This is a genomic window from Reyranella sp., assembly GCF_044224635.1.
In the GTDB taxonomy this organism is placed as follows: Bacteria; Pseudomonadota; Alphaproteobacteria; order Reyranellales; family Reyranellaceae; genus Reyranella.
In genome coordinates this window covers 13,541-39,558 of record NZ_JBGAKA010000012.1, presented here as the reverse complement: position 1 = coordinate 39,558, position 26,018 = coordinate 13,541, and the positions used below count along the sequence as shown (strand labels likewise).

Below are 26,018 nucleotides of genomic sequence, written 5' to 3'. Positions count from 1 at the left end.
CAGCCAAAAAATGGCAGCAGCCCCCCACGGCGTTCCGCCGCCGAGCTACCCCGTGTTTTCCAAACCGATCTACAACCTGAAAGGCATGGGCGTCGGCAGCCGCGTGCTCGCCTCCCCGGCCGACTATACCGAGGCCTACCGGCCCGGCCACATGTGGTCGACGCTGCTCGAAGGCGATCACGTCAGCAGCGACGTCGCGGTCGTCGATGGCGATCCGCGCTGGTGGCGTCACGCCCGGGGCATTGCCAGCGGCGAGGGCACGTTCGACTACTGGGAGGTCCATGCCGACGCGGTGCCCGCCGTCGAAGACTGGTGCGGCCGCTGGTGTCGCGAGCACCTGCGCGGCTACACCGGCATGCTGAACCTCGAGACCATCGGAGCGCGCATCATCGAAGCCCACCTGCGCTTCGCCGACCAGTGGCCCGACCTGTACGGTAGCGGGTGGGTCGAGGCCTTGATCGACCTGTACGCGCGCAAGGTGTGGCAGTTCGACGATTCGGCCCGTCGTACTGGCTACAGCGTCGTGCTCTTCGTGCCGCATCGCGAACAGTATCGCCATCCGCCGCTCGAGCTGCAGCAGGCGGTGCGCCGCGTGCCGGACGTCTCCAGCCTGCAGATCACTTTCCACGAGGACCTGCCGCCCGGCCGCCATGCGATGCCACCGGGCGGCTTTCGCGTCGCCATCGTCAATTGCTGGACGCTGGCTGCCGGCAGTGCCGCGCGCGACATGCTGCGCGCTCATTTCGCGGTAATCTGAGCGCGCGTGCGGCCCGTAAGAAGTAGTCGGGTCCATAGTAGGGCATTCGCATATAAGAAGTCCCGTCATCCCGACCGGAGCCGCGCGTAGCGCGGCGTAGTGGAGGGACCTTTCTTGTTGCAGCTTCGCCAAGAAAGGTCCCTCGATCGCGCCGCCCTTCGGGCGGCTCCGCTCGGGATGACGGAATCTTTGTTGCTATTCGAATGCCGGAGGGTCGACAGGAGCCATCATGAAAGCTGTCCCCATCGGTTATGCCGCCGCGCTGCTCACGATCGTCGTGCTGGACGCGCTGTGGCTCGGCGTCGTGGCGCGCGACTTCTATTATGCTCGCCTCGGCTCGTTGTTGCTCGAAAGACCCAACTGGGTGCCGGCCGCGGCGTTCTACCTGATCCACACGCTCGGCATCGTCGTGTTCGTCCTGCCGGCCGCCGGCTCGTGGTCCGGCGCGGTTCTGTTTGGCGCGCTGTTCGGCTTCTGCGTCTACGCCGCCTACGATTTCACCAATCTCGCAACCGTGCGCGGCTGGCCGTGGGCGGTCAGCCTGGTCGATCTCGCCTGGGGTGCCGTCGCGACGGCAGCGGCTGCCGCCGCGGCCTTCCTTGCCGTCCGCGCGATCGCGGCCTGATCAGCCGGCATACTCCGGATGGCGCCGCACGAAGGCGACGACGAAGCTGCACGCCGGAACGATCTTCAGGCCACGCCGGCGCGTGTCGTCGAGCGCGGCGCGCACCAGCCGGCCGCCGATTCCCTTGCCCTCATCTTCCGGCGGCACCTCGGTGTGGGTGAAGATCGCGCTGTCGCCCTGCTGGCGATACACGGCGACGGCGAGGCCATGGTCCGTTGCCAGCTCGTAGCGGTGTTCCGCCTCGTTGTGCTTCACCATGCCCTCACCTCGCAGATCGCTCATCGGTCGACCTCCCAGAACATCGGATAGGAGGACTGGATCAGGCCCTTGAGGTCCGTGCGATAGCCCGCCGGGATGGTGAACTGCCCCCACATCAGCGAGGGCACCATCTCGTAGGCCACCACCTGGATGTCCGCCGCGATCTTGCGACGCTCCTCCAGGGTGGCGGCGCGCGTAAACGCCTTCATCAGCTCAGGGACCCGGTTGTCGCAGGACCAACCCGGAAAGTCATTGCAGGTTGCAGCGACATAGAAATGGGTCAGCGGCGAGTACATGTCGGTGCCGTTGGAGTAGACCGGAAACATCGACCAGCCCTCCTTCTTGGCACGGCGGGCGAGAACGGTCGGCCAGTCGCGCGGTTGCTGCTCGACCGTGAAACCGACGTCGCGCATGTTCTGGACCAGCACCCGCGACGCCGTCTGGCTGATCGAGCCCGCCACCTCGAGGATGATCACCGGCTCGCCCTTGTAGCCCGAGGCCTTGAGCTCGGCCTTGGCCGCCGCGAGGTCGACCTTGGCGATGCCGGCGCCGGCATCGGTCGAGAGCGGCGTGCCGCACATCCAGAACGAAGGGCACGTCTTGCTGCGATAGCGCTCCGGCACGCCGATCGCCGTCAGGGTCGCGTCCTGGTCGACCAGCTTCCACATCACCTTTCGTACCGCCGGGTTGTCGAAGGGCGGTGCCGCGTGATTGAGCCGGAAATTGCCCTGGAACTGATGGATGCCGCCCAGCCCCATCAGCTTGACCGACTTGTCCTTCTCGAGCACCGGCAGCATGTCGAACGGCAGGTACTGCATGTAGTCGATCTCGCCCGCCATCAGTGCGTTGGCGCCGGTCGACTGGTCGGGCATGACGCGCAGCGTGAGCTGGTCGATCTTGACGTTCTTGCCGCCGGCCAGGAAATCGGGCGCTTCCTTGCGCGCCACGTAGGCCGGATTGCGTTCCAGCACCATGGCGTTGCCTGGCCGCCACTGGTCCTTGAGGAAACGGAACGGGCCGGAGCCGATCGGCTCGGCGATGCGCTGATCGGCCGGCGTCGCCGCGAGCCGCGCCGGCATCATCACCGGCAGCGGCGCATTGGGTTTGCCCAGAACCTCGAGCAGCAACGGAAAGGGCTGCTTCAGCACGAGCTTGAAGGTCCTGGCGTCGACGGCATCGAGCGAGGCCGTGTCGGCCATCAGCATCTTGCCCAGCGGATCGCGCACCGACCAGCGCTTGAGCGAGGCGACGCAATCCTCGGCCGTGACCGCCGCGCCGTCGTGCCACTTGAGGCCATCGCGCAGCACAAAGCTCCAGGTGAGCTTGTCGGGGCTGCTGTCATAGCTCCCGACCATCTGCGGCTTGATCTCTCCCTTCTCGTTCATGGCGAACAGCATGTCGAAGACATGCAGGCCGAACGTGCGCGTGATGGTCGCCGTGATGACGTGCGGGTCGAGGATGGTGACTTCCGATTCGAGCACCACCGTCAGCGCCTTCGCCGCGCGCGCCTCGCGCGGACGAATCAACGACGCGGTCGCCAACGCCGCACTGCCAGCCACGACCGCCCGGCGTCCCACAAGCCTATGCATGCACACCCTCCTACTCCTGTCGGCACCGTAGCGGGGATCGTCGACAATGAGAACGGCCATCGCCGGCAATGAGAATGGCGGATCGTTCTGTTTCCCGCCGCGGGCCTCGGCTATACAAACCCGCTTCGCACAGGGGGAAATGGCCATGGAGCTTTTCGATCTTTCCGGCCGCGTGGCGGTCGTCACCGGCGGCAATGGTGGCATCGGCCTCGGCATGGCGCTGGGCATGGCCGGAGCCGGTGCGACGATCGTCGTCGCGGCTCGCGATGCGGAAAAGAACAAGACAGCTGTAGCTCAGATCCAGGCCAAGGGCGCCAAGGCGACCGCCATCCCGGTCGACGTGCTGAAGGAAGAGTCCTGCCGCGCGCTGATCACCGAGACGATGAAGACTTACGGCCGGCTCGACATCCTGGTGAACAATGCCGGCATGAGCATCCGCAAGCAGCCCGAGCAGTACACGCTGGCTGAATGGCACACCGTGATGGACAGCAACCTCACCAGCGCCTTCGTGTGCAGCCACGCCGCCTATCCCGAGATGAAGAAGGGCGGCGCCGGCAAGATCATCAATATCGGCTCGATGATGTCGATCTTCGGCGCGCCTTTCGCGACAGCCTATGCCGCGAGCAAGGGCGGCATGGTGCAGATGACAAAGTCGATGGCCACCGCCTGGGCCAAGGACAACATCCAGGTCAATGCCATCCTGCCGGGCTGGATCGACACCGCGCTCACCAAGCGGGCGCGCGAGCAGGTCGAAGGCCTGCACGACAACGTGCTGCGCCGCACGCCCGCCGGCCGCTGGGGTGTGCCGAACGACTTCGCCGGGATCGCTGTGTTTCTTTCGGCGCCGGCATCGGATTTCGTCACTGGCGCGGCGATCACCGTCGACGGAGGCTACTCGGTGCTCGCCTAGCGACGCCGCCAATTCCGCACCAACCGATCACTCGAGAATATCGCTCTCCCGAACCGGGCAACCCGCTCCGGCGGCACCGACGCATGAGTCTGCTCGACAAGCTCGCCGGCGTCGGTGAAGCGGCAGTTGATCATCGGCACGACGAACTTGCCGCTGTTGTTGTCGAGGTAGAGCACGACCTGCCAGCGCTTGCCTGGCACCCTGCCAACGCGACATGGCCCTCTCCCCGTCGCCCGACGGCGCATTATCAGCCACCGTCGATCGTCGGTCGCTCCTGCCCCCTCAGGCGAAGAGCCGTGCGGCCGTGACCCACAATCCGCCTGCCGCGATTGCCGGACCGTAAGGCAGCCGTCTCCGCAGTCCGGCATCCTCGGCCATCCGGGGACCGACCCTCACGCCCGCGAGAACCGCGACCGCCACTGCACCGCCCACCAACGCGACGACCATCAGGAACGCGACGACGTGCGCGGGCCCGGCAAACAATCCCGCAGCGGCCAGCAGCTTCACGTCGCCACCTCCGAGCACACCGGCGGCAAAGGCAGCAGCGCCAACAACAAGAAGAACAAGCGCGGCCGCCGCCGCAAGTGCGATCTCCGCGACCGACGTTCGACCGCCGACGTAACCGCCCGCCGCCCAGACGGCGAACGCAGCGATGATCATCAAGGGAAAGACGTCGGCGATCTTCAGGGTTTGCCAATCCCGCCACGCGGCGAGCAACAGCACGACGGCGTACGCGACCAGGCAGGGCACCTGCAGGATGTCGGCGCGCGACATCACCAACCAACAAAAAAGGGCGGCCCTTTCAGGCCGCCCTCGCTTCTTGCGCACACGCAACGATCAGTTGCCGATGACACTCGAAAGCTTGCCACCCACCGAACGCATCGAGGCGATCGCCGCAACGGCGATCAACGAAACGATCAGCGTGAACTCGACGACGGCAGCGCCCTGCTGGTTTTTCATCATTCGGCGAAAAAGGGACAACATGTTCGCTCCAATAGTCGGTCGGGCGCGGCCCACACGGACCCAAGCACCAATAATAGTAGAGACGGTACTTAAGGTGGAATCTCAGGTCAACCAGAATTGGGAAAAATCTTGAAGATCTTCATCTAAGCCATTGATTTTAATTATCTTATCAATGGCAAAACAAAGGCTGGTATGATCTTTGGCACACTACCACTGCATGTCGCTAGCCCGGATTATCGCCCGCCCGAAAGCCGTCGACGACGCGCGCGGCGGCCGTCCAGAAGCACAGCAGCGCCAGGGTCGCGGCGAGCCAGGGAAAGGCGGACGGGAAGAGGCAGAACAGGACAAAGGCCAAGATGGTCTCGCTGCCCTCGATGATCCCGGCGGAGAAGAAGAAAGATTTGCGGCCGCGCTTGCCGTCGTCGACCTCGCCGCGTTGCTGCGCCAGCACGGCGCGCGCAAGAAAGGAGGACGCCGTACAGATGAACGAGGCCAGCAGCACGGACGCCCACACGGCATTGTGCTGATCGGCAAGTGCGAATCCCACGGGTACGGCGGCGTAGAACGCCATGTCGCACACGATGTCGAGATAACCCCCGAACGGCTGGACGCCGCGGTGCCGTGCCACGGCGCCGTCGAGGCCATCAACCACGCGATTGATCACGATCGCAAGCAGGGCCGCACCATAGGAGCCGTAGGCCACCAGGGGCACACTCAGCAGCCCGATGGCCAGTCCGCCGAGCGTCAGCGCATTGGCCGACGCCCCGCGCGCCGCCAGCCAGGCGCCGGTGCGATCGAGCGGCGGATCCACCAGGCGCCGCAGCAGCGGGTCGAACATTGCGATCGAGCGCGCGATCAGTCGGGTCGCGACACTCCCGAGTCGACGGCGCGCAAGGTCACCACCTCGTTCAGCGCCGCGGCCTGGCGATCCTGCCGTGCCTGGCGTCGATAGGAGAGCCCACTGAACGGTATGAGCAAGGCGTAGGCGAGGCCGAGCAGCGACATGCCGATCCACGGCGAGCTTGCCAACACGCCCATGACCAGCGCCGCGCCGAGCAGCAGCGGCAGCACGAGATGGCGCGGCACCCTTCCCTTCTTGAAGGAGAAGGTCGGCAGCCGGCTCACCATGAGGCCGCCGACCACGATCAGCACGGTACCGACGACCGCAGGGTGTCGCGGCCAGGCGGCCTCGATCTCGAAGCTCACCATGAGCGGGATCAGCGCCAGCAGCGCGCCTGCCGGCGCCGGAACACCGGTGAAGAAGGAGCCCGTCCAAGCCGGCGGCGGCGTATCGGACAGGAGCGCGGTGTTGAAGCGCGCCAAGCGCAACGCCGAGCAGATCGGGAACATCAGGGTGATCACCCAGCCCAGCGACCCCGCGCCCTGCATCGAGGCAAGATAGAGAACCAGTGCGGGCGACACGCCGAAGCAGAGGAAATCCGACAGCGAATCGAGCTCGGCGCCGAACCGGCTGGTCACACCGAGACGGCGCGCGACTCGGCCGTCCAGCGCATCGAAGATCGCAGCCACGATGATGGCGATGACGGCGAGACGCAGCTGGCCCTGCAAGGCAAAGCGGATCGCGGTCAACCCCGAGCACAGCGCCGCCAAAGTCAGCACGTTGGGGATCAGACGGTTGATCGAAAAGCCTCGCAACCGTCCGCGGGAACGAAAGTCCCTGTCCATGGAAGGCTCTCCTGGAATTCGATCGCTGCTAGAACTCGATCGCCTGGCGGGGAACGCTCGCGACCGGATCGAGTTCCGCAATCACGGTCTCGCCGCCGATCATGCGCTGGCCCGCCGCCACCAGCAATCGTGCGCCGCCCGGCAGGTAGAGGTCGGTGCGACTGCCGAAGCGGATATGGCCGAAGCGCTCGCCGGCTGCCACAATCTGGCCGGGCTTGATGTAGCAGACGATGCGGCGCGCCACCCAGCCGGCGATCTGCACGCAGCCGACCAGCCGGCCGTCCGCGCGACGCAGCGTGATCGCCATGCGTTCGTTGTCGTCGCTCGCCTTGTCGGCCGAGGCGTTGAGGAACAGACCCGGTCGATAGGCCACCACGTCGACCATGCCGCTACAGGGCGCCCGGTTGATGTGAACGTCGAACACGCTCAGGAAGATCGAGACCCGGGTCAGCGGCCGGTCGCCCAGGCCCAGTTCGGCCGGCGGCACGGCGTCGACGATCATCTGCACCAGCCCGTCGGCCGGCGCGATCAGGATGCCGTCATCCTGCGGCACGCAACGCGATGGATCGCGAAAGAAATAGATCGACCACAGCGTGAGCAGCAGCAACGGCCAGAACAGCCAGGCGACGCCGGTCAAGGCCGCAATCAGGGTCGCGGCCGCGAACACGGCGACGAAACGCCAGCCGTCCTCGAGGATCGGCACCAGAAAATTCGCCAGCATGCAGACGGTCTTCCCTTCGTCGCCGCGGGTCAGTTCACCTTCGGCAGGGTGAATACCTGGCCGGGATAGATCAGGTCCGGATTGCGAATCTGACCCTGATTCGCCCCGAAAATGACGGTGTGGTGGTAGCCGGCGCCATAGTGGCGGCGCGCGATGTTCCATAGATTGTCGCCGCGCACCACGATCAGGCGTCGCGTGTCTCCCGACGTGGTTGCCGCAGCCACGCGCTCGAAGGACAACTCGAGACGCGCCACCGGCTTGCCATCGCCGGCGAGCCGATCGACGCGAAGCTGGTGCTTGCCCGCCTCGACGAGATCGGACGGCGTCAACCGCCATCGTCCATCCGGCCCTGCCGTGCCCTCGGCCACCAGCTTGTCATCGACATACGCCCGCACGGCCGCGCCGGGCGCGGCGTCGCCCGAGATCGTGACCTTGCCGCGCTCGTCGTAATCTATCGTCGACACGCCGAGATCGCCCGACTTCGGCACCCCGGCCGCCGACGGCGGCTGCACCAGCTTGGTCGCGCCGCCGGGCGGCACGATCATGACCAGCGTCTCCTCCTTGACGGCGGGCTTCGCCGCCCCCGCCGATGGCAGTGCCGGCACGACCGCGACGACGACCTGCTCCGAGGTCACCGGCGCACGACCCTCGATATGCTGCAGCACGCGCAGCTCGTGCTGACCGACGCCAAGCGGCGGATCCTGGGCGATGATCACCCATTCGCCGCGCGAGTCGGCCTCGGAGCGCGCAATCTCCTTGCCGCCGTTCAACAGCACGATCTTCGCTCCCGGCGCTCCGCGGCCGGCGATGACCGCGCGGCCATCGGTGCCGATGCGGGCGATGTCGAAGGTCGGCGGCCCGAGCGGTCTTGGGGACTCAGCCTGCGAAGGTCTGGCAGCAACGGTCGCGCTAGCCGGCGCTGCCGGCGCGGGCGCTGATGATGCAGCTGCCGACGAGGACGGCTCGGCAGGCGATGCCGGCGCTCCTGACGGTGATTGAGGGGTCGCTGCCTGGGCGCCCGTCGTCGACGGCAGCGCCGTCGATGCCGCGCCTGTCGGCGGCGGCGACGCAGGGGCCGAGGCCGGCGCCGACGGCGCCGTCGCGACCGCAGGCTTGGCTGCGCGATCGAGCGTGGCCTGATCGTCGAGCTTGGCGCGCCAGCCCACCCCCAGCGCGGCAGCGACGACCGCACCGATCGCAACCAGCGTGATTAGCGTCCGTGACATCACCCTCCCAGTGGTGCGACCCAGCACCCCATTTGGCGTCGCGACCAGTCTATGCGAAATGATACCATGTCATTGCGATCCGGAAAGCTGTCGGTTCGACTGTAAAAAGTAGCCTCGGTGTCAGTTCCGCCCCTCTCCTCCGTCTGCGTTTTTTGTGGTTCCCGCTTCGGGTCTGATCCCGAGGCCCGGGATATTGCCGTCCGGCTGGGCGAAAGCCTGGCCCGACTTGGCATAACGCTGGTCTATGGCGGTGGCGGGGTCGGTCTGATGGGCTTGGTGGCCAACGCCGCCCTGGCCGGCGGCGGCAGGGTGGTGGGCATCATCCCGGATTTTCTCCTGCAGCGTGAAGCGGGCCACCCGGCCCTGTCCAAGACCATCGTCGTCCGCAACATGCACGAGCGAAAGCTCCAGATGTTCGAGCGTTCCGAGGCCTTTGTCGTTCTGCCGGGCGGCATCGGCACCTTGGAGGAGTTGTTCGAGGTCCTGTCGTGGCGCACGCTTGGGCTGCATACCAAGCCGATCGTGATCATCGACCAGGGCGGTTATTGGGCCCCCCTTGCCATCCTGCTGCGATCGATCGTCGATCGAGGCTTTGCCGAAGCGAGCCACCTCGACCATCTGGCCTTCATCCAGGACCTCGATCAGCTTCTGCCGACCATCGCCGCGATGCCGCGCTCGGCCGGCCTCGAAAAGCGGCTGGATCGAGTCTGACGCGGTCGAACGGCTGTAATTGCCTTTGCCTCACGGCGATGCAACAAGACTGGCCATAATCAGCAATTGATCAACTCAGCCGAACCGAAGCGGCACACGGAGGTGCAAGTATGTCAGATCTCGAAATCGTCTGGACGAAGGTCGATGAAGCGCCCGGGCTTGCGACGTTTTCCCTGCTGCCGATCGTCGAGGCCTTCGTCGCGACGGCTGGCGTGAAGATGAAGCTGAAGGACATTTCGCTGACCGGCCGCATCATCGCCAACTTCCCGGACAAGCTGAAGCCCGAGCAAAGGATCAACGACGAGCTCGCCGAGCTCGGCAAGCTTGCGATGCGCCCCGAGGCCAACATCATCAAGCTGCCCAATATCTCTGCGTCGATCCCGCAGCTCAAGGCCGCGATCAAGGAGCTGCAGGGCAAGGGTTACGACGTGCCGAACTATCCGGACAGCGACGCGACGCCGGCGGACAAGGAGATTCGCGCCCGCTACGGCAAGGTGCTCGGCAGCGCCGTCAATCCGGTGCTGCGCGAGGGCAATTCCGACCGCCGCGCCGCCGGCGCCGTCAAGCAGTACGCACGCAAGCATCCGCACAAGATGGGTCCCTGGACCAAGGACTCGAAGACGCGCGTGGCCTACATGTCGGGCAACGACTTCTACGGTTCGGAGGTCGCGACGACCGTCGCGGCACCGACCAATGCCCGCATCGAGCTGGTCGCCGGCGACGGCACGACCACGGTGCTGAAGGCCAAGACGCCGCTCAAGGCCGGCGAGATCATCGATTGCTCGGTGATGAGCGCCAAGGCATTGCGCGCCTTCTTCGCCGCGCAGATCGACGCCGCGAAGAAGGACGACGTCCTGTTCTCGCTGCACGTCAAGACGACCATGATGAAGATCTCCGATCCCATCCTGTTCGGTCATTGCGTTTCGGTGTTCTTCGCCGACGTGTTCGAGAAGCATGGCGCCACGCTGAAGAAGCTCGGCGTCGATCCGGACAACGGCGTGGGCGACATGATGACCCGCATCGAGACGCTGCCGGAGGCCGAGAAGGCGGCGATCAAGGCCGACATCCAGGCGACCTATGCCAAGCGGCCGGGCCTCGCCATGGTCAACTCCGACAAGGGCATCACCAACCTGCACGTGCCGAGCGACGTGATCGTCGACGCATCGATGCCGGCGATGATCCGCGAGTCGGGCAAGATGTGGGGCCCTGATGGCAAGCTGAAGGACGTGATCGCCGCGATCCCCGATCGTTGCTACTCGACGCTGTTCCAGGCCGTCATCGAGGACTGCAAGGCCAACGGCGCCTTCGATCCGAAGACGATGGGATCGGTGCCGAACGTCGGCCTGATGGCGCAGCAGGCCGAGGAGTATGGCTCGCACGACAAGACGTTCGAGGTCGCCACCGCTGGAACGGTGCGCGTGGTCGCCGACGACGGCACCGTCCTGATGTCGCAGAAGGTCGAGGCCGGCGACGTCTTCCGCATGTGCCAGGTCAAGGACGAGCCGATCCAGGACTGGGTCAAGCTCGGCGTGCGGCGCGCGCGCCTGACCAATACCCCGGCGGTGTTCTGGCTCGACGCCAAGCGCGCGCACGACGCGCAGCTGATCGCCAAGGTCGAGAAGTACCTCAAGAACGAGGATACCAAGGGCCTCGACATCCGCATCCTGGCGCCGGTCGAGGCGATGAAGCTCTCGCTCGAGCGCATCCGCAAGGGGCTCGACACGATCTCCGTCACCGGCAACGTGCTGCGCGACTACCTGACCGATCTGTTCCCGATCATGGAGCTCGGCACGTCGGCCAAGATGCTGTCGATCGTTCCGTTGCTGCAGGGCGGCGGTCTGTTCGAGACCGGCGCCGGCGGCTCGGCGCCCAAGCATGTCGAGCAGTTCCAGCACGAAGGGTATCTGCGCTGGGATTCGCTGGGCGAGTTCCTGGCGCTCGGCGCTTCGCTGGAACATCTGGCGCAGACGACCGGAAGCGAGGACGTGAAGGTCCTGGCCGAGACGCTCGACGAGGCCAACGGCAAGATCCTCGAGAACAACCGTTCGCCGGCACGCAAGGTCGGCGAAATCGACAATCGTGGCAGCCATTTCTACCTGGCACTGTATTGGGCACAGGCGCTGGCCAGGCGAGACAACAGCACGGCCCTGTCGGCCCGCTTCAAGCCTCTGGCGGAGACGCTGGCGGCCAACGAAGCGAAGATCGATTCCGAGCTGATCGCCGCGCAGGGCAAGCCGGTCGATACTGGTGGCTATTATCTGCCCGATCAGGCCAAGACATCGGCCGGGATGCGGCCGAGCGCGACGTTGAACGCGGCACTCGCTGCTCTTTGACGCCGCGTCAGGTAGAACCCCCTTTCCTCCCCACGCTTTGCGTGGGGAGGTGTCGCCGTCATACGGCGACGGAGGGGTCGAAAGCCCCACTGAAGCTCCTGACCCCTCCGTCTCGGATTACCGAGACACCTCCCCAGCGGAGCTGGGGAGGAAACTGAAGAGGCCGCGAGCGTCAAGAATCGCGAGGCTCGAAGGAGAGCACGATGCCGAAGATCAAGGTGAAGAATCCGGTCGTCGAGATGGACGGCGACGAGATGACCCGCATCATCTGGAAGTTCATCAAGGACAGGCTGATCCTTCCCTACCTCGACATCGACCTGAAGTACTACGACCTGGGAGTCGAGCATCGCGACCAGACCCGCGACCAGGTGACCGTCGATTCGGCCAAGGCGACGCAGCAATACGGCGTCGCCGTGAAGTGCGCCACCATCACGCCCGACGAAGCGCGCGTGAAGGAGTTCAACCTCAAGGAGATGTGGCGGTCGCCCAACGGCACCATCCGCAACATCATCGGCGGCACCATTTTCCGCGAGCCGATCGTGTGCAAGAACGTGCCGCGCCTGGTGCCGGGATGGACCAAGCCGATCGTGATCGGCCGTCACGCCTTCGGCGACCAGTATCGCGCCACCGATTTCGTCGTGCCGGGCAAGGGCAAGCTCACCATCACCTTCGAGGGCGCCGACGGCAAGAAGATCGAGCACAACGTCTACGACTTCCCGGGCGCCGGCGTGGCGCTCGCGATGTACAACACCGACGAGTCGATCATCGGCTTCGCCCGCAGCTCGTTCAATTACGGCCTGATGCGCGGCTGGCCGGTCTATCTGTCGACCAAGAACACCATCCTCAAGCGCTACGACGGCCGCTTCAAGGACCTCTTCCAGGAGGTGTTCGACAAGGAATTCGCCGACAAGTTCAAGGCCAGGAACATCACCTACGAACATCGCCTGATCGACGACATGGTCGCCTCGGCGCTGAAGTGGGAAGGCGCCTTCATCTGGGCATGCAAGAACTACGACGGCGACGTGCAGTCCGACACGGTGGCCCAGGGCTTCGGCTCGCTCGGCCTGATGACCTCCGTGCTGTTGACGCCGGACGGCAAGACGGTCGAGGCGGAAGCTGCGCACGGCACGGTGACCCGCCATTACCGCGAGCACCAGAAGGGCCGGCCGACCTCGACCAACCCGATCGCCTCGATCTTCGCCTGGACCCAGGGCCTGCATTATCGCGGCACCTTCGACGGCACGCCTGATGTGGTGAAGTTCGCCGAGGCGCTCGAGAAGGTCTGCGTCGAGACGGTTGAGAGTGGCAAGATGACCAAGGATCTGGCGATCCTGATCGACAAGAACCATCCGTTCCAGAACACCGAGGACTTCCTCGCGACCCTCGACGGCAACCTCAAGGCCAAGATGGCGGCGTGGTGATCGCCCCTTGATCATCGGAGGCGCCGACGGCTGCCGCACCGGCTGGGTGATCTGCCGGCGCGACGACCGCGGCGCGCTCGACATTCGAGTCGTGAAGACCCTCGCAGAAGCCTGCGAGGGTCTTTCCATTTTGGCCGTCGACATGCCGATCGGCTTCGTCGACGTACCGCGCCCGCCGCGCGCCTGCGAGGCCGAGGCGCGCAAGCTGCTGCCCGGCAAGGCGAGCTCGGTCTTCCCGACACCGTGCCGACCGGCGCTTGCCTGCACCACGCACGCCGAAGCCAATGCCACCAGCCGCAAGCTCGGCATCGGCATCAACCAGCAGACCTTTCATCTCTTCCCCAAGATGCGCGAGGTCGACGGGCTGTTGCGCTCGCGACCGCGGCTGAAGCGCATCGTCTACGAGGCCCATCCCGAGCTTGCCTTCGCGCGCATGAACGGCGGCCGGCCCGTGCTCAGCAAGAAACGCCAGCCCGACGGCTATGCCGAGCGCTGCCGGCTGCTGACCGAGCACGGCTTCCCCTGCCCGGCCGATCGCCTGTCCGGCGCCGCGCGCGACGACATCCTCGACGCCATAGCCGTCTGCCGCACGGCCCTGCTCATCGCCCAGAGCGCCGCCACCCGCCTCGGCCCGGCCCGCGCCCGCGACAGCTGCGGCCTGCCGATGAACATCTGGTATTGAGGATGTCTGCTCTTCTCTCGCCTCCCCGCAATCGGGCAAGGCATTCTCGTATGGGCGCGCCCTTCACTCTCCTCCCCAGCTTTGCTGGGGAGGTGCCCCGTCATACGGGGCGGAGGGGTCATGAGCCTCAGTCCCGCTGCTCATGACTCCTCCGTCGCCGAAGACGGCGACACCTCCCCAAGCTACGCTTGGGGAGGAATAGAAGACGGGAGACAGATCCATCGTCGCTACCGCGCCCTCACGAACGGCAGACGAACAGCGGCACATCAACCGGCTGCTGCTGTTCTTCGCCGTCGTCTACGTTGTCGAAGGCATCGGTCAGGCGCGCGTCGGAATCATCTACCAGCCGCTCAATCACTATCTGAAAGGGCTCAATTGGACGCCGCTCCAGGTCGCGGCCTACATCGCCGTCCTCAATCTTCCGTGGATCATCAAGCCCGTCTTCGGGCTCGTTGCTGCGTCTCGACGACCCGCCGGTGGAGGCGCCTATTCCGGCTTGATACCCGCAGCCTGCAGCACCGGACCCCAGATGCCGGCCTGCACTGCCAGCCAGTCGGCCAGCTCCTTGGGCGTGCCGCCCATGGCGACGAAGCCGCGCTTGCGTAGCTCCTCGCGCATCTCCGGCGTGGCGACGCCGGCGTTCAGCGCCTCGTTCAGCCTGGCAACGATGGGAGCCGGCGTGCCGGGCGGCGCGATCAGCGTGTAGACGATGGTGCCGTCGACGTCGCCGAAGCCCTGCTCCTTGAAGGTCTTGATGTCGGGCGCCAGGGCGGCGCGCTCCGGCGCGGCCATGCCGTAGGCCTTGAGCTTGCCGCTCTGGATGTGCGGCCATACGCTGGTCAGGCTCGACATGCCAAGCTTGATGTGGCCGCCCAGCAGGTCGGTGACCAGCGGACCGGTGCCGCGAAAGGGAACGTGCGTCAGCCTGATCTTGTTCAGGAGCGCGTAGCGCTCGGTCGACAGGTGCATCGGCGTGCTGACGCCGGCGGTTCCGTACTGCACCTCACCAGGCGCTTTGCGCGCCGCCTCGGTGATCGCCGCGAGATCGGCCCACGGCGCATCGGCGGCGCCGACGAACACCGATTCCTGCTTGGCGACGAACCCCACCGGCACGAAGGCGGCCGGGTCGTAGCCGAGCTTGGCGACCAGAAAAGGGTAGAGCATCTGGTTGTTGCTGCTGAACAGCACGGTATGCCCGTCGGGCGGCTGCTTGGCTGCGAACTCGTGCGCGAGATTGCCGCCGGCGCCGCCCTTGTTGTCGATGATCACCGGCTGGCCGAGCGCTTTCTGCATCGGCTCCTGGATGGCGCGGGCCAGCGCGTCCGTGCCGCCTCCGGGTGGAAACGGCACGACCACCTTCACCGGCTGCGACGGGAAGGTCTGCGCGCGGGTCGCCCCGCCCGCCAAGGGGGCGGCGAGCGAAGCGAGAATGAGCGTGCGTCGCCTCATCGGTCGGTCGACGCGCGAATGGCGGCGGCGCCGCCGCCGGTGTCGATCTTCTGCCCGGTGTCGGTGAGCTTGCCGTCGTCGTTCTTGAACACCTGGATGTTCTTCTGGATCATGTTCTGTACCGCGACGGTCTTGCCGTCCTTGGAGAACGAAGCGCCCTGCGACCAGGCGCCGATCGGCGCCTCGCTGGTCTTGGTGAGCTTGCCGTCGTCGAGCCGATAGAGCACGACCATGCCGTTGGGCTTGTGCTGCGGCGCGTCCTTGGGCCGCGTCGACCCGCCATGGGCCACGCCGGCGACCCATTTGCCGTCGTTCGACATCATCGCACCCTCGAGATTCTCGTGGCCGATATCCACCGTGCCGACGATCTTGGGCGCGTCGCCCGAGATATCGATCACGGTGAACACGCCGTTGCCCTTGGGATCGCCCAGGCTGGCCACCACGGCATACTTGCCGTCGGGCGTGATCGACACGGCATAGGGCCTGGGCGCGACGTCGAGCGTGGCCTTCTCGGCCAGCGAGTCGCCGCCGAGCTTCAGCACGGCGACCTTGGCATCGCCGTTGCGGGTCGCCACGCCGGTCGCGCCGTCGGGCGACACCGCGACATGGCTCAACAGGGCCGCCGCCGGAACCAGGTCGACCGTCTTCAGCACGGTCACCTTCTTGCCATCGATGCCCAGAATGGAAACCGAGCCGGCCATGCGGTTGGACACGTAGGCGCGCTTGCCGTCCTTGGTGATCGACACGCCGGCCGCGCCCGCTCCGGTGTTGAGCGTGTCGACGACCTTTCGGTCCTTGAGATCGATCACGCTCACCCGGTTGTCGGGCTTGGTCTTGGTCTTGTCGGCAGGATCGATGATGGTCGACGAGGCGACCAGCGCCAGCGATTCGTCCGGCGTAAGGGCGACCGACGTCGGTGGCCCGACGACGCTGCCGGGCACGTTGGCAATGGTGCCGACCACCTTCACCGGGACGACACCGAGATCGAGGATGGTGATGGAGTCGGGTTGCGGATCGGCAACGTTGCCGGTGACGCCGTTCTCCTGCTTGACCTTGTGATCGTTCGACGAGACAGCGAGCTGCGCCTGGGCCGACGCAGCCGCAACACTCAACGCAATGCAGGCTCCAATCGTGACGGTTGTTCGCATGGTAGTCCTCCCCGGCTAGCTCCGTTGATGGGAGCGTTCGAGCCGTGAAGGGACCCTAGCGCACTTTGTCAGACCATGCCCAGCGCATGCTTGTAGGTGTCGAGCAGGGTCTCCTGCTCGGCGCGGTCTGCCGCGTCCATGGCCCGAAGCGACACGATCTTGCGCATCGTCTTGACGTCGTAGCCGACGCCCTTGGCCTCGCTGTAGACGTCCTTGATATCGCCGCCGATCGCCTTGCGCTCCTCCTCGAGCTTCTCGATGCGCTCGACGAAGCTCTTCAACCGGTCGGCCGAGATCGGCCCGGCCTTGACTTTCTTGGAAACGGCGCTTCCATCCGGCATGTCCACACTCCTTGATCCTGTCGCGCGGACCATAGAAGCGGCGGCCATGTCCACTCAATGACGGCGCCGCGATTAATGATGGGGATAACGGGGACTGCGGGCCGAAGGGCGCGGCATCACCCGTGATTGGGGTGCGACTTCGCGAAAGCCTTCTTCTGCTCGCCGCTGGCCTCCTTCTGGTACCTCGCCTTCCAGTCGTCGTAGGGCATGCCGTAGACGATCTCGCGGGCCTTGGGATCGGCAATCTCGATACCGCGCGTGCCGGCCTCCTCGCGGTACCAGCGCGACAGGCAGTTGCGGCAGAAGCCGGCCAAGTTCATCAGGTCGATGTTCTGCACATCCGTGCGCTGCTGCAGATGCGCCACCAGCCGGCGAAAGGCGGCGGCTTCGAGTTCGGTGCGGGTCTTGTCATCCATGACGGCCTCCTGAGAACGCGCAATCGGAATTCTGTTCGGGGATATAGGCTGCGGCCGGCGGATACGCCAGCCGGCTTGTCCTGGTCTCACGGCTGTCGGCTCCAGGCCACGACCTGGACAACGCCATCGACGGTGACGGTTCGAAAGCCGATACCGTAGGCCGCCTCCAGCACCGCCGGCCGCAATGCCGCCGACGGACCCCCATCGGCCACCACCCTGCCGCCCGCCAGCACCACGACACGGTCGGCGAAGCGGGCGGCAAGGCCGAGATCGTGCAGGCTGACGATCACAACGGCGCCGCGCCCGGCCTCCGCGCGCAGGACGGCCATGGCGTCGAGAGCGTAGCCGGGATCCAGGCTTGCCACCGGCTCGTCGGCCAGCACGACATCGGCCTCCGTGGCGAGGATCCGTGCCAGCATCACGCGCGCCCGCTCGCCCTGCGACAGCGTATCGACCGGCCGCGCAGCCAGCGCGACGGCATCGACGCGCCTCAGCGCCTGCTCGACGGCATCGCCATCGGCTCCGCTCGACGGCCTGCCCAGGTCCGCGCCGTGCGGAAGCCTGCCCAGGCGCACCAGGTCGCGTCCGAGCAGCGGCCAATAGGCATGCGCACCCTGGGCCAGATAGGCGATGCGTCGAGCGCGCAGGCCCAAGGCGATGGCCGACAGCGGCGCACCGTCGAGCTCGATGCCGCCGGCGGCGGGTGTATCGAGGCCGGCGAGATGGCGCAGCAGCGTGGTCTTGCCGGCCCCGTTGGGGCCGACGATTGCCGTCAGTTCGCCGCCGGCAAAAGCGATCTCGACGCCCGTCAGGACGGGCCGGCTGCCGTGGTGGCAAGCGAGACCGCGCGTCGACAGGCAGCTCATGCGGCGAGCCATGCCGCGCGCGAGCGGCGCACGACGTGGACGAGGAACGGTGCGCCGACCAGCGATGTGAAGACGCCGAGCTGCAGCTCGTAGGCGGTGGGCAGGAGGCGCACGAGAATGTCGGCCGCAAGCACCAGGGCGGCACCGACCAAGGTGGCGGGCCAAAGTGTCGCGCCCGGCCTGTATCCCACCCGGGCGCGCACGAGATGGGGAGCGATCAGGCCGACGAAGCCGATGACGCCCGCCACCGACGTGGCGGCCCCGACCATCAGGCCGACTCCCGCGGTCAGGCGCAGGCCGAGGGCCTTGGTATCGGCCCCCAGGCTGCGCGCCGTTTCCTCGCCGAGCGACAGGGCATCGAGCCACCGCCCTGCCCCCAGCACGATGGCACCGCCGCCGATCATGAACGGCGCCGAGACCGCCAAGTAGCGCAGGTCGCGATCGGCGATCGACCCGGCCAGCCACAGCGAGATTTCCTGGAAAGCGAACGGGTTGGGTGACGATGCCAGCACGAGCGAGATCAGGGCGGCGGCAATGGCGTTGATGGCGACGCCCGTCAGCAGCAGGGACACCGTTCCGGTGCCGGCGCGCACCGCCGCCGCCAGAAGACCGACGGCGACGATCGCGCCGAGGATCCCGGCCAGCGGCAAGGCAAGCGACACGATGGCGGCGAGGCCGCCGTAGAACGCGCAGACCGCGGCGAAGCTCGCACAGGCGGAGACGCCGATTACGCCTGGCTCGGCCAGCGGGTTGCGCAGCCAGCCCTGCAGGATGGCGCCGCTCAGCCCGAGTGACCCGCCGATCAGCAATCCAAGGCTCGCCCGCGGCACACGCAGCTGCCAGACGATGGTCCAACCGACCTCGTCGCCGAGCCGCCACGGCCACGGCACCGGACCGACGGCCAGCGAAGCACCGAACAGCAGCAGGACCAGGGCAAGCAGCCCGCCTCTCATCGCCGTGCCTCGGCCAGGAGGCGGATCGCGTGGAAATTCTCCGGTCCGGCGCAGATCGCGTATTTCGTCGGCACGGAGACCACATGGGCCTTGCCGGCCAAGCTCCGGAGAGCGGCGTGATCGACGAACTCGGTGGCGCGGGCCGGGTCCAGATTGGCCTCGGCATCGATCACCAGCAAATCCGGCCGGCCGGCGAGAACCGTCTCCAGCGACCAGCGTCCGTAAGCCGGAATGCCGAGCTCGGCGGCGAGGTTGCGAAAGCCTGCGAGGTGCAGCAGCTCGCCCATCAGGCTGCCCTTGCCGGTCGTGGCGCCGTTGGCTTGCAGGACGGCTGCCAGTGCGACCGGACGCGACTGCGAAGCCAGTCCGGATCGTTGCCGGCGCATGTCGGCCACCACGGCCCGGCCGACCTCGAGGCGGCCAAGGGCGGCGGCAATCTGGCCGAACAGTGTCTCCGCTTCCGCGAGCGATGCCGCCCAGGGGACTTCCAGAACGGCGACGCCCGCCCGGCGCACGAGATCCTTGAGGCCGGACTGCGCCACCGCATCGAAGATCACCAGATCAGGGCGCAGGGCGAGGATCGCCTCGACGCTGGGACGAACCGGGGCGATGGCGCGCGCCTGATCCACCAGGACCGACAGCCGCGGGTCGTGCGACAGCATGCTGACGCCGGCAAGCTGACCGGGCGCGGCGAGACGCAAGGCAATCTGATCGAGACAGAGGTTGACCGTGACGACCCGCTGCGGCGCCTGCGTCGATCCCGGTGCAGACGCCGTCAGCGGGAGGACCAGGCCGAGCAGCAGACGCAGCCACAGGACCAGGGTCTTCCGCAGATGTGGACGCCGCTTCATGGGAAGACGCGCCAGCCGGTCAGTTGGCGATCCTGCCGATCCCAGTCGACCAGGACGATCGCCGACTCGACCGATGCGTGACAATGGCGCACGATGCCCCCGACCGCGGCGATCGACCTGGCTGCGGTGAAGTCCAGGACGTCGCGGCCGGTGCGGTTGCAGACCAGGACGGGTCTGCCGGTCGTCGCGGATGCGCGCTCCCATTCGCCGTCCGGGCCGTGGAGCCCCGGCGCCCAAGCGGCCGAGGAAAGGAGGAGGTCGACGTCGCCTGCCGCCGTCTCGGCGACCAGACGCTCGGAGTACATGTCGGCACAGATGAAGAGCCCGATGCGACCGAGCCCGGCGAGTTCCACGACCGCGGGCCTGTCCCCCGCGGCCGACCAGGATTCTGAGCCCACTCTCAGGACGTTGATCTTGCGATGGCGTCCCACCAAGCGGCCATCGGGCGCGAACACCGTGATGCTGTTGAACAAGCCGCCGCCCAATGCCTCCGCCTCGGGCGTCCCGAGCGCCAGGAACATCGACTCCTGCCGCGCCAGCACGCCTGCCCAGGCGAACAGCGCCGGCTGCCCGCGTGCAATCCAGTCCGTGCCGATGACGTCGCGGAACCCGTAGCCGCTCACCGCCAGTTCCGGTGTGACGGCGAACCGCGCGCCGAGGGCGGCCGCGCGGCGCACCGCCCGTTCGATCTCCGACTTGTTCCGCTCGACCTCACCCGGCCAGGATGCCAGATGGAGCAACGCCAGCGTGACCGCCATCAGAATTTCGCCTTCACGCCGAAAAAGGCCTGGAAGTACGGCGCCTGGAAGCCTTCCGGCTCCTCGTATATCTGGTTGAGCACGTTCTCCGCACGGGCATAGAGCTGGACGTTGCTGCGGATGTCGTAGGCTGCCGTGAAGCGGACCAGCGTGTAGGCCGACGGCTGGATGATGGCGCCGGTGACGGCGTCGAAATCGTAGCGATTGCTGACCTGGCTCACCCCGAACCCCAGCCGCACATCGTCCCACGGACGCACCTCGCCGCGGATGTTGAACGAATCCTGCGGCCGACGGACCAGCGGCTGATTGGCATCGACGTTGCGCGCGATGGTGAACGTGTACTCGAAGTTGAAGTCGAGCCAGCGGAACGGCCTGATCTGGACGAAAGTCTCGAACCCCTCGCTCTGCGCATTGGCGACGTTGGCCAGCGAGGTGAAGGGCGGCGGGCACTGGATGAGGTTGCTGAAGGTGTTGAAGAAATAGGTGATCCCCGCGGTGAGCTTTCGATCGAACACCCCCTGCTCCACGCCGAATTCGTAGCCACGGCTGTATTCCGGCTGCAGGCTGAGGTTGCCGGCACAGAAGAAGCCGGTGCCGTAGAGCTCGAAGAGCGAGGGCGCCTTGAAGGCCGTGCCGTACGAGCCCTTGATCTTGGTGTCGGTCGGCTGGAACAGGTAGGACGCCCCCGCGCGCCATGTCGACACCGTGCCGTACGTGTCGTTGACGTCGACGCGGCCCGCGAGGTTGAGGTTCAGCGTGTCGAAGAACGTGCCGCGCAACTGCCCGTAGAATCCAGTCTGCGCCATGGTGCCCCAGCCCTGGCTGCCATCGACATTGTTGTAGGCCCACGTCCGATCGAAGTCGATGCCGGCAATAACGTCGATCTGCTCGCTGAGGCTGACCAGGTTCTTCCAATCGGCCTGCAGACGCCGACCGTTGTAGTAGGCGTCCTGCGCGAAGGGGAAGGGATTCTGAAAGCTCGGGAAATCCTGGTCGTGGCGATAGATGCTCGAATAGGAGATGCCGACGGTCGGCCTCCAGCGGCCGCTGAGATAGCTGCCGTCCAGCTCCACGCGATTGAAGAGCTGCTGGGTGAAGCCGGTCGCATTGGGATCTTCCAGCCCGACCTGGTCGTACCGGACCTGGGTGTCGATGTAGCGCGTGAACCAGGTGAGATTGGTCGTGTCGGTGAGCTCGACGCCCAGGCGCGAAGCCAGGGTGATATTGCGATAGGGATCGACGTCGACGTAGCCGCCGGGCGGCCAGAAGCGGGCCGGCACCGGCGAATCGTTCGGCGAGAAGGTGCCGGCGAAGGTCAGGTTGTAGTTGAAGCGACCCTCGCTGCCCCGCACATAGGCACCGCTGTTGCTCTGCAGCCGGGTACCGAGCTCGGTGAAGGCCGCGCCGTTGATCGGCCCCTTGCCCGCCTTGGTCACCATGTTGATGACGCCGCCGATCGCCTGCGAGCCGTACATCGTGCTCATCGGGCCGCGCACGACCTCGACGCGGTCGAGATTCTCGGTCAGGAAGTGTGCGAAATCGACGGCACCGTTGGACGACGAAGGATCGCTCACGTTGACGCCGTCGATAAGCACGAGCACGTGGTTGGCGTTCGAGCCGCGCACGAAGACCGCGGTCTGGGTACCCGGTCCGCCCGATTGCTGCACCGACACGCCCGGCACGGATCGCAGCACGTCGGCCACGGTGCGCAGCTGGCGCTTCTGCATGTCGTCATTGGTGATGACGGTGACGCTCCCGGTGACCTTGGCCGGATCGGTGGGAAAGCGATCTGCCGTGATCACCACGTCGGGAGCCATCCCGACCGGCTCGGTCTGGGCCAGGGCGGACAGTGGCGCAAACAACAGGAGGACGGACAGACAAAGACGAATCGATCGCATCGAACGATCTCCCAGGCCAGACACGCAAGGCGCGTCACCGCTCGGTTGACCGTCCCGTTGGAACATCCCGTCCATCGGAAGAGCGACGCTATCGCCGGCAGGTCTTCTGGCTTGCGGATCGTCGCTCCTGCCCGCCTTCCCGGACCGAAATCCAGTGGCTCGATAGGCTTTCGCTCGCCGCTCACAGCTGCGGGTACAGCCGCCGATTGGCCCGAACGCGGGCACCACGGCGTTCCCTCTTCGCTTCCGTTAAGGAGGACCGTCGATGGATCAAGCTTGCCGAAACAGCCCGATGCGTCAAGGGACCTGCGGCCAGACTGCCGGTCCGGGGCAGGCCATTCGCAAATCAGCCCGCCCTTCTGCCTCCTCCCCGCACGCCGGGAGCGAGACAGAAGGGCGGGCTGATTTGCGAATTCCGTGTGGTGCGGGAGCCTATGAAGCTGGCTTCAACCCGGCGTCAGCAGAGCCGACAGTGCCATGCCCCGACCATCGATGCCGCCGGGCCGGCGACCCACCTCCGGATGCAGTATGCAGTATCAGTCGCTGCCGTCGGCCTTGATGCCGAGCTGCGTGATCAGCCGGCCCAGCCGCTGGTTCTCGTTCTTCGCCCAAGCCTTCATTTCGGCCACCGTCATCGGCTGAGGCTGGATGCAGGCGGCTGCCAGACGGCTGCGGACCTGCGGATCGGCCAGCGCCTTGGCAAACGCGCCGTTGAGCCGCTCGACGATCGGGTCCGGCAGCCCCTTGGGCCCGAGCAGCGGGATTGCCGACTGCACCTCGAGGCCGCCGTAGCCCTGCTCCCGGAAGGTCGCCACGCCGGGCAGCTCAGGCAGGCGCGCACCTCCTGACACCGCGATCGCCCGGAGCGCGCCGGAGCGGATGTGACCCAGCACCAGTGGTGCGCTGATAAGCCCCAGTTGGATGCGTTCGCCCAGCAGGTCCTGCACGCCGGGCGGCAGCCCTTTGTAGGGCACGGACGCCAGCTCGACCTTCTTGTCGAGGCGGACCTGCTCGAGCACGAGATGCGAGGGCGTCCCATTGCCGGGATTGAGATAGTTGAGCGCCTGCGGGTTCTGCCGCGCATAAGCCACCAACTCGTCGATGGTGCGGATCGGCAGGGATTTGGCGACGCACAGCACCGCGGCCGATACGCCGACCATGGCGATCGGCGTAAAGTCCTCGACGACGTCGAACGGCACCTTCATCAGGAACGGCAGAGCGTAGTAGGCCGACACCGTGAGCTCCACGGTGTAGCCGTCCTTCGGCGCCGCAACGACGATCTGGCCCGCCACAACCCCATTGCCGCCCGGCCGCGGGTCGACGACGATCGGCTGGCCGAGGTCGGCGGCCAGCACATCGGAAAGGCTCCGGATGGCGACATCGATGATGCCGCCCGCCGGCCCGGGCAGAACGACCCGGATCGGCTTCGAGGGATAGGCGTCGGCTGCGGCGGCCCGCCCAAGCAGCGGCAGCGTCGCCGCGCCGGCCAAGAGGCCGCGGCGCGACATGGGTAAACGCGGGGTGTAAGGCATCGTATCCTCTCTCGGTGCGTCCTGGCTTCAACCATGTCGAGGAAGCGGAAAGACGGCGGCATCCCTCTCAGCTCAGGCTGCCGGGGTGGTCCTGCCAGATCGACGGCTCGAGCCTGAGATGCGTGCTCGCCGGAAACACGCTCGTCCAGTGACGCGCACATGCCGCACTCGTCGTGAACCACATGCCGGGCAGGCGACGGGCATGGTCAAGGAACTGCTCCAGCATGTGCAGGCGGCTTGGCCAGCCGATGCCGTGCGGATGCAAAGTCATGCTGAATTGACGGCCTCGCTTGTACTGGGCATCGAGCTCCGCCTTGCAGTTGCGGAACAGCCCACTGGGGTTCTCCAGCCCCGTGCCTTTCTCGGGGAACATCAGGAAGAACTGATCGTCGAAATGGTAGTAGTACGGCAGCGCCAGAATGGCGCGGCGGCTGGCGAAGTCGGTCACCCAGTAATGCGGCGCGTCGTCGGCGAGCCCGTTGCCGAAGTAGGCGTAGCCTGCGTCGATCAGCAGATCCATCGTGGCGCCGCTGATGCTGCCGCCGGCATACTTGTCGCCGGGACGCGGCAGCGAAAACCAACCCGCCGGCCGTTCACCGGTGATGGCGCTCAGGATTTCCGTCGTGCGCCGCACACGCGCCTGCTCCTCGTCGCGCTCGAGCTTGCTCAGGTCCTCATGCTTGAAGCCGTGCGCGGCGATCTCGTGACCCTTGGCGTGCAAGGCGCGGATCTTGTCGGCATATATTTCTGCGATCACGGCCGGGACCGCGAAGGTCGCCGGGATCGAATGGCGCTGCAGGGTCTCGCACAGTGACTCGAGCCCGCCATGCATGCCGAAATAGGCGTCGGGCTTGGCGATATCGGGCGCCGTGATGCCATCGGGCCCGCACGGCGGGCTGAGATCGACCACGACCCGGAAGCAGCAACGCTGCCCATCCGGCCAGCCGATCTCCGAATCGAGCAGGCTCTTCTCGTCGCTGATCGTGTAGCGTTCCTTCCACGGCATGACCCGCCCTCCCCCGTCAGTGCACGCGCGTGTTCGACAACCGCGGCGGATTGGTCTCCAGGCAATGCCGCGCCACCTGCTCGCAGGTCGGGAACCACACCCCGGGCAGGCTCTTCATCCGGGTGATCAGCCGATCGAGCATGGCGATGCGCAGGGCACGGCCCGAGACGAAGGGATGCAGGCAGACATTCAGATAGCCGCCCTGCTGGTACTCGCGCTCGAAGGCTGCCCACCAGATGTCGAACACGTGGTCGGGGTCCATCATGCGCTGCGCCTCGTTCTCGCTGTTCAGCCAGGTGAAGCTGAAGAACATGGCGTCATCGATGGCGAGATGGAACGGCAGGTTGAGCAGCGGCCGCGATCCGTCGGCGTCGCTGACGTAGTGCGGCCGGTGATCGGGCGTGTCGTGCGAGTTGTAGATGAAGCCATTGTCGCTGAGGAGGCTGCGGGTATGCCAGCTGCGCGTGCCGACCGGACGGCGGCCGGTCAGCTTCTCGATCGCCGACGACGCCTTCTCGAGGTGATCGCGCTCGAGCGCGGCGTCATCGGGCACCCGGTGCTCCCACATGTGGTCGCCGATCTCGTGGCCGCTCTTCGACGCCGCCTTCACGGCCTGCGGATAGAGCTCGCAGATGCGGCCCGGCGTGAAGATCGTCGCCTTGATGCCGTGGCCGTTGAACAGCTCGATCAGGCGCCAGATGCCGACCCGGCCGCCGAACTCGCCCTTGGCGAGCTGCATCGGCGGCTCGTTGAGCACGCGCCGCAGCAGCATGGCGTCGAAGTCGGCGGTGAAGTTCACCGCGACGCGCGCTCCGTTGGGCCACGTGATCTTGTCGATCACCTGGTGGCGGGCAGCGTAGTCGGCCGCCTTGGCGCCGAGACGGCTGAGTTCCTGATCGAGATGATCCGCGGCCATGA

The 26,018-nt window shown here is 66.4% G+C and carries 28 protein-coding genes and 1 riboswitch; of the genes, 7 read left to right on the top strand and 21 right to left on the bottom strand.

The features are described from left to right. Window positions 1-10 precede the first annotated feature (10 nt). Together ACILR9_RS13245 and ACILR9_RS13240 are read left to right on the top strand one after the other, a co-directional pair. Complete coding sequence (locus ACILR9_RS13245; protein WP_395710405.1) at window positions 11-757, top strand: hypothetical protein; 747 nt, start codon at window positions 11-13, stop codon at window positions 755-757. Between the two features lie 229 nt (window positions 758-986). Further along, the gene (locus ACILR9_RS13240) at window positions 987-1,382 is read left to right on the top strand and encodes a DUF2177 family protein (RefSeq protein WP_395710404.1); all 396 of its coding nucleotides are present in this window, start codon (window positions 987-989) and stop codon (window positions 1,380-1,382) included. On the opposite strand, the gene ACILR9_RS13235 is transcribed toward ACILR9_RS13240, so the two are convergent. Both ACILR9_RS13235 and ACILR9_RS13230 read right to left on the bottom strand, forming a co-directional pair. Continuing rightward, on the bottom strand, window positions 1,383-1,664 hold the full coding sequence (locus ACILR9_RS13235; protein ID WP_395710403.1) for a GNAT family N-acetyltransferase: 282 nt from the start codon (window positions 1,662-1,664) through the stop codon (window positions 1,383-1,385). Next, on the bottom strand, window positions 1,661-3,229 hold the full coding sequence (locus tag ACILR9_RS13230; protein WP_395710402.1) for an ABC transporter substrate-binding protein: 1,569 nt from the start codon (window positions 3,227-3,229) through the stop codon (window positions 1,661-1,663). Before ACILR9_RS13230 ends, ACILR9_RS13235 begins: the two co-directional genes overlap by 4 nt. 139 nt (window positions 3,230-3,368) lie before the next feature. Here ACILR9_RS13230 and ACILR9_RS13225 point away from each other — a divergent pair, with 139 nt between their 5' ends. Then, a complete protein-coding gene (locus ACILR9_RS13225; protein ID WP_395710505.1) occupies window positions 3,369-4,139 on the top strand; it encodes a glucose 1-dehydrogenase in 771 nt (256 codons plus the stop codon). Here ACILR9_RS13225 and ACILR9_RS13220 read toward each other — a convergent pair. From ACILR9_RS13220 to ACILR9_RS13190, 7 genes are all read right to left on the bottom strand, one after another. Beyond that, the gene (locus tag ACILR9_RS13220; protein WP_395710401.1) at window positions 4,136-4,339 is read right to left on the bottom strand and encodes a hypothetical protein; all 204 of its coding nucleotides are present in this window, start codon (window positions 4,337-4,339) and stop codon (window positions 4,136-4,138) included. The two genes, ACILR9_RS13225 and ACILR9_RS13220, sit on opposite strands and share 4 nt — an antisense overlap. Window positions 4,340-4,421: 82 nt before the next feature. Continuing rightward, the gene (locus ACILR9_RS13215; protein ID WP_395710400.1) at window positions 4,422-4,913 is read right to left on the bottom strand and encodes a prepilin peptidase; all 492 of its coding nucleotides are present in this window, start codon (window positions 4,911-4,913) and stop codon (window positions 4,422-4,424) included. A 63-nt stretch (window positions 4,914-4,976) separates the two neighbouring features. Further along, complete coding sequence (locus ACILR9_RS13210) at window positions 4,977-5,123, bottom strand: Flp family type IVb pilin (RefSeq protein ID WP_395710399.1); 147 nt, start codon at window positions 5,121-5,123, stop codon at window positions 4,977-4,979. Window positions 5,124-5,325: 202 nt separating this feature from the next. Beyond that, window positions 5,326-5,940 carry a CDP-alcohol phosphatidyltransferase family protein gene (locus ACILR9_RS13205; RefSeq protein ID WP_395710398.1) on the bottom strand — a complete coding sequence of 205 codons (615 nt, stop codon included), beginning with the start codon at window positions 5,938-5,940 and terminating at the stop codon, window positions 5,326-5,328. 17 nt (window positions 5,941-5,957) lie between these two features. After that, complete coding sequence (pssA, locus tag ACILR9_RS13200) at window positions 5,958-6,788, bottom strand: CDP-diacylglycerol--serine O-phosphatidyltransferase (protein WP_395710397.1); 831 nt, start codon at window positions 6,786-6,788, stop codon at window positions 5,958-5,960. A gap of 28 nt (window positions 6,789-6,816) precedes the next feature. Continuing rightward, window positions 6,817-7,509, bottom strand: coding sequence for a phosphatidylserine decarboxylase (locus tag ACILR9_RS13195; protein ID WP_395710396.1), 693 nt, complete (start codon window positions 7,507-7,509; stop codon window positions 6,817-6,819). A gap of 29 nt (window positions 7,510-7,538) precedes the next feature. Then, on the bottom strand, window positions 7,539-8,735 hold the full coding sequence (locus ACILR9_RS13190) for a LysM peptidoglycan-binding domain-containing protein (protein WP_395710395.1): 1,197 nt from the start codon (window positions 8,733-8,735) through the stop codon (window positions 7,539-7,541). Window positions 8,736-8,852: 117 nt separating this feature from the next. On the opposite strand from ACILR9_RS13190, the gene ACILR9_RS13185 reads away from it, so the two are divergent. The 4 genes from ACILR9_RS13185 to ACILR9_RS13170 all read left to right on the top strand — a co-directional run bounded on the left by ACILR9_RS13185 (window position 8,853) and on the right by ACILR9_RS13170 (window position 13,882). Continuing rightward, complete coding sequence (locus tag ACILR9_RS13185) at window positions 8,853-9,446, top strand: TIGR00730 family Rossman fold protein (protein WP_395710394.1); 594 nt, start codon at window positions 8,853-8,855, stop codon at window positions 9,444-9,446. Window positions 9,447-9,556: 110 nt separating this feature from the next. Beyond that, window positions 9,557-11,779, top strand: coding sequence for an NADP-dependent isocitrate dehydrogenase (locus tag ACILR9_RS13180; protein WP_395710393.1), 2,223 nt, complete (start codon window positions 9,557-9,559; stop codon window positions 11,777-11,779). A gap of 203 nt (window positions 11,780-11,982) precedes the next feature. Continuing rightward, entirely contained in the window at window positions 11,983-13,200 is a 1,218-nt protein-coding gene (locus tag ACILR9_RS13175) for an NADP-dependent isocitrate dehydrogenase (protein ID WP_395710392.1), read from the top strand. A 7-nt stretch (window positions 13,201-13,207) separates the two neighbouring features. Beyond that, window positions 13,208-13,882, top strand: coding sequence for a DUF429 domain-containing protein (locus ACILR9_RS13170; protein WP_395710391.1), 675 nt, complete (start codon window positions 13,208-13,210; stop codon window positions 13,880-13,882). A 486-nt stretch (window positions 13,883-14,368) separates the two neighbouring features. On the opposite strand, the gene ACILR9_RS13165 is transcribed toward ACILR9_RS13170, so the two are convergent. The 12 genes from ACILR9_RS13165 to ACILR9_RS13110 form a co-directional block, all read right to left on the bottom strand. Further along, complete coding sequence (locus ACILR9_RS13165; protein WP_395710390.1) at window positions 14,369-15,331, bottom strand: Bug family tripartite tricarboxylate transporter substrate binding protein; 963 nt, start codon at window positions 15,329-15,331, stop codon at window positions 14,369-14,371. Then, window positions 15,328-16,479 carry a YncE family protein gene (locus ACILR9_RS13160; RefSeq protein WP_395710389.1) on the bottom strand — a complete coding sequence of 384 codons (1,152 nt, stop codon included), beginning with the start codon at window positions 16,477-16,479 and terminating at the stop codon, window positions 15,328-15,330. Before ACILR9_RS13160 ends, ACILR9_RS13165 begins: the two co-directional genes overlap by 4 nt. A gap of 68 nt (window positions 16,480-16,547) precedes the next feature. Continuing rightward, window positions 16,548-16,820: a DUF2312 domain-containing protein gene (locus ACILR9_RS13155; protein ID WP_395710388.1), complete on the bottom strand. Its 273-nt coding sequence runs from the start codon at window positions 16,818-16,820 to the stop codon at window positions 16,548-16,550. Between the two features lie 116 nt (window positions 16,821-16,936). Then, window positions 16,937-17,236, bottom strand: a complete 300-nt coding sequence (locus ACILR9_RS13150) for a DUF1244 domain-containing protein (RefSeq protein WP_395710387.1) — start codon at window positions 17,234-17,236, stop codon at window positions 16,937-16,939. A gap of 86 nt (window positions 17,237-17,322) precedes the next feature. After that, window positions 17,323-18,102, bottom strand: coding sequence for an ABC transporter ATP-binding protein (locus ACILR9_RS13145; RefSeq protein WP_395710386.1), 780 nt, complete (start codon window positions 18,100-18,102; stop codon window positions 17,323-17,325). Next, window positions 18,099-19,055 carry a FecCD family ABC transporter permease gene (locus ACILR9_RS13140; RefSeq protein WP_395710385.1) on the bottom strand — a complete coding sequence of 319 codons (957 nt, stop codon included), beginning with the start codon at window positions 19,053-19,055 and terminating at the stop codon, window positions 18,099-18,101. The genes ACILR9_RS13145 and ACILR9_RS13140 overlap by 4 nt, the downstream gene beginning before the upstream one ends. Beyond that, window positions 19,052-19,906, bottom strand: coding sequence for an ABC transporter substrate-binding protein (locus ACILR9_RS13135; protein WP_395710384.1), 855 nt, complete (start codon window positions 19,904-19,906; stop codon window positions 19,052-19,054). Before ACILR9_RS13135 ends, ACILR9_RS13140 begins: the two co-directional genes overlap by 4 nt. Beyond that, window positions 19,903-20,664 carry a carbon-nitrogen hydrolase family protein gene (locus ACILR9_RS13130; RefSeq protein ID WP_395710383.1) on the bottom strand — a complete coding sequence of 254 codons (762 nt, stop codon included), beginning with the start codon at window positions 20,662-20,664 and terminating at the stop codon, window positions 19,903-19,905. Before ACILR9_RS13130 ends, ACILR9_RS13135 begins: the two co-directional genes overlap by 4 nt. Continuing rightward, window positions 20,664-22,562, bottom strand: a complete 1,899-nt coding sequence (locus ACILR9_RS13125) for a TonB-dependent receptor plug domain-containing protein (RefSeq protein ID WP_395710382.1) — start codon at window positions 22,560-22,562, stop codon at window positions 20,664-20,666. The genes ACILR9_RS13130 and ACILR9_RS13125 overlap by 1 nt, the downstream gene beginning before the upstream one ends. 78 nt (window positions 22,563-22,640) lie before the next feature. After that, window positions 22,641-22,841: riboswitch (cobalamin riboswitch) on the bottom strand. A gap of 257 nt (window positions 22,842-23,098) precedes the next feature. Continuing rightward, entirely contained in the window at window positions 23,099-24,094 is a 996-nt protein-coding gene (locus ACILR9_RS13120; RefSeq protein WP_395710381.1) for a Bug family tripartite tricarboxylate transporter substrate binding protein, read from the bottom strand. Between the two features lie 67 nt (window positions 24,095-24,161). After that, complete coding sequence (locus ACILR9_RS13115) at window positions 24,162-25,100, bottom strand: polysaccharide deacetylase family protein (protein WP_395710380.1); 939 nt, start codon at window positions 25,098-25,100, stop codon at window positions 24,162-24,164. 16 nt (window positions 25,101-25,116) lie between these two features. After that, on the bottom strand, window positions 25,117-26,016 hold the full coding sequence (locus tag ACILR9_RS13110; RefSeq protein WP_395710379.1) for a polysaccharide deacetylase family protein: 900 nt from the start codon (window positions 26,014-26,016) through the stop codon (window positions 25,117-25,119). Window positions 26,017-26,018 lie beyond the last annotated feature (2 nt).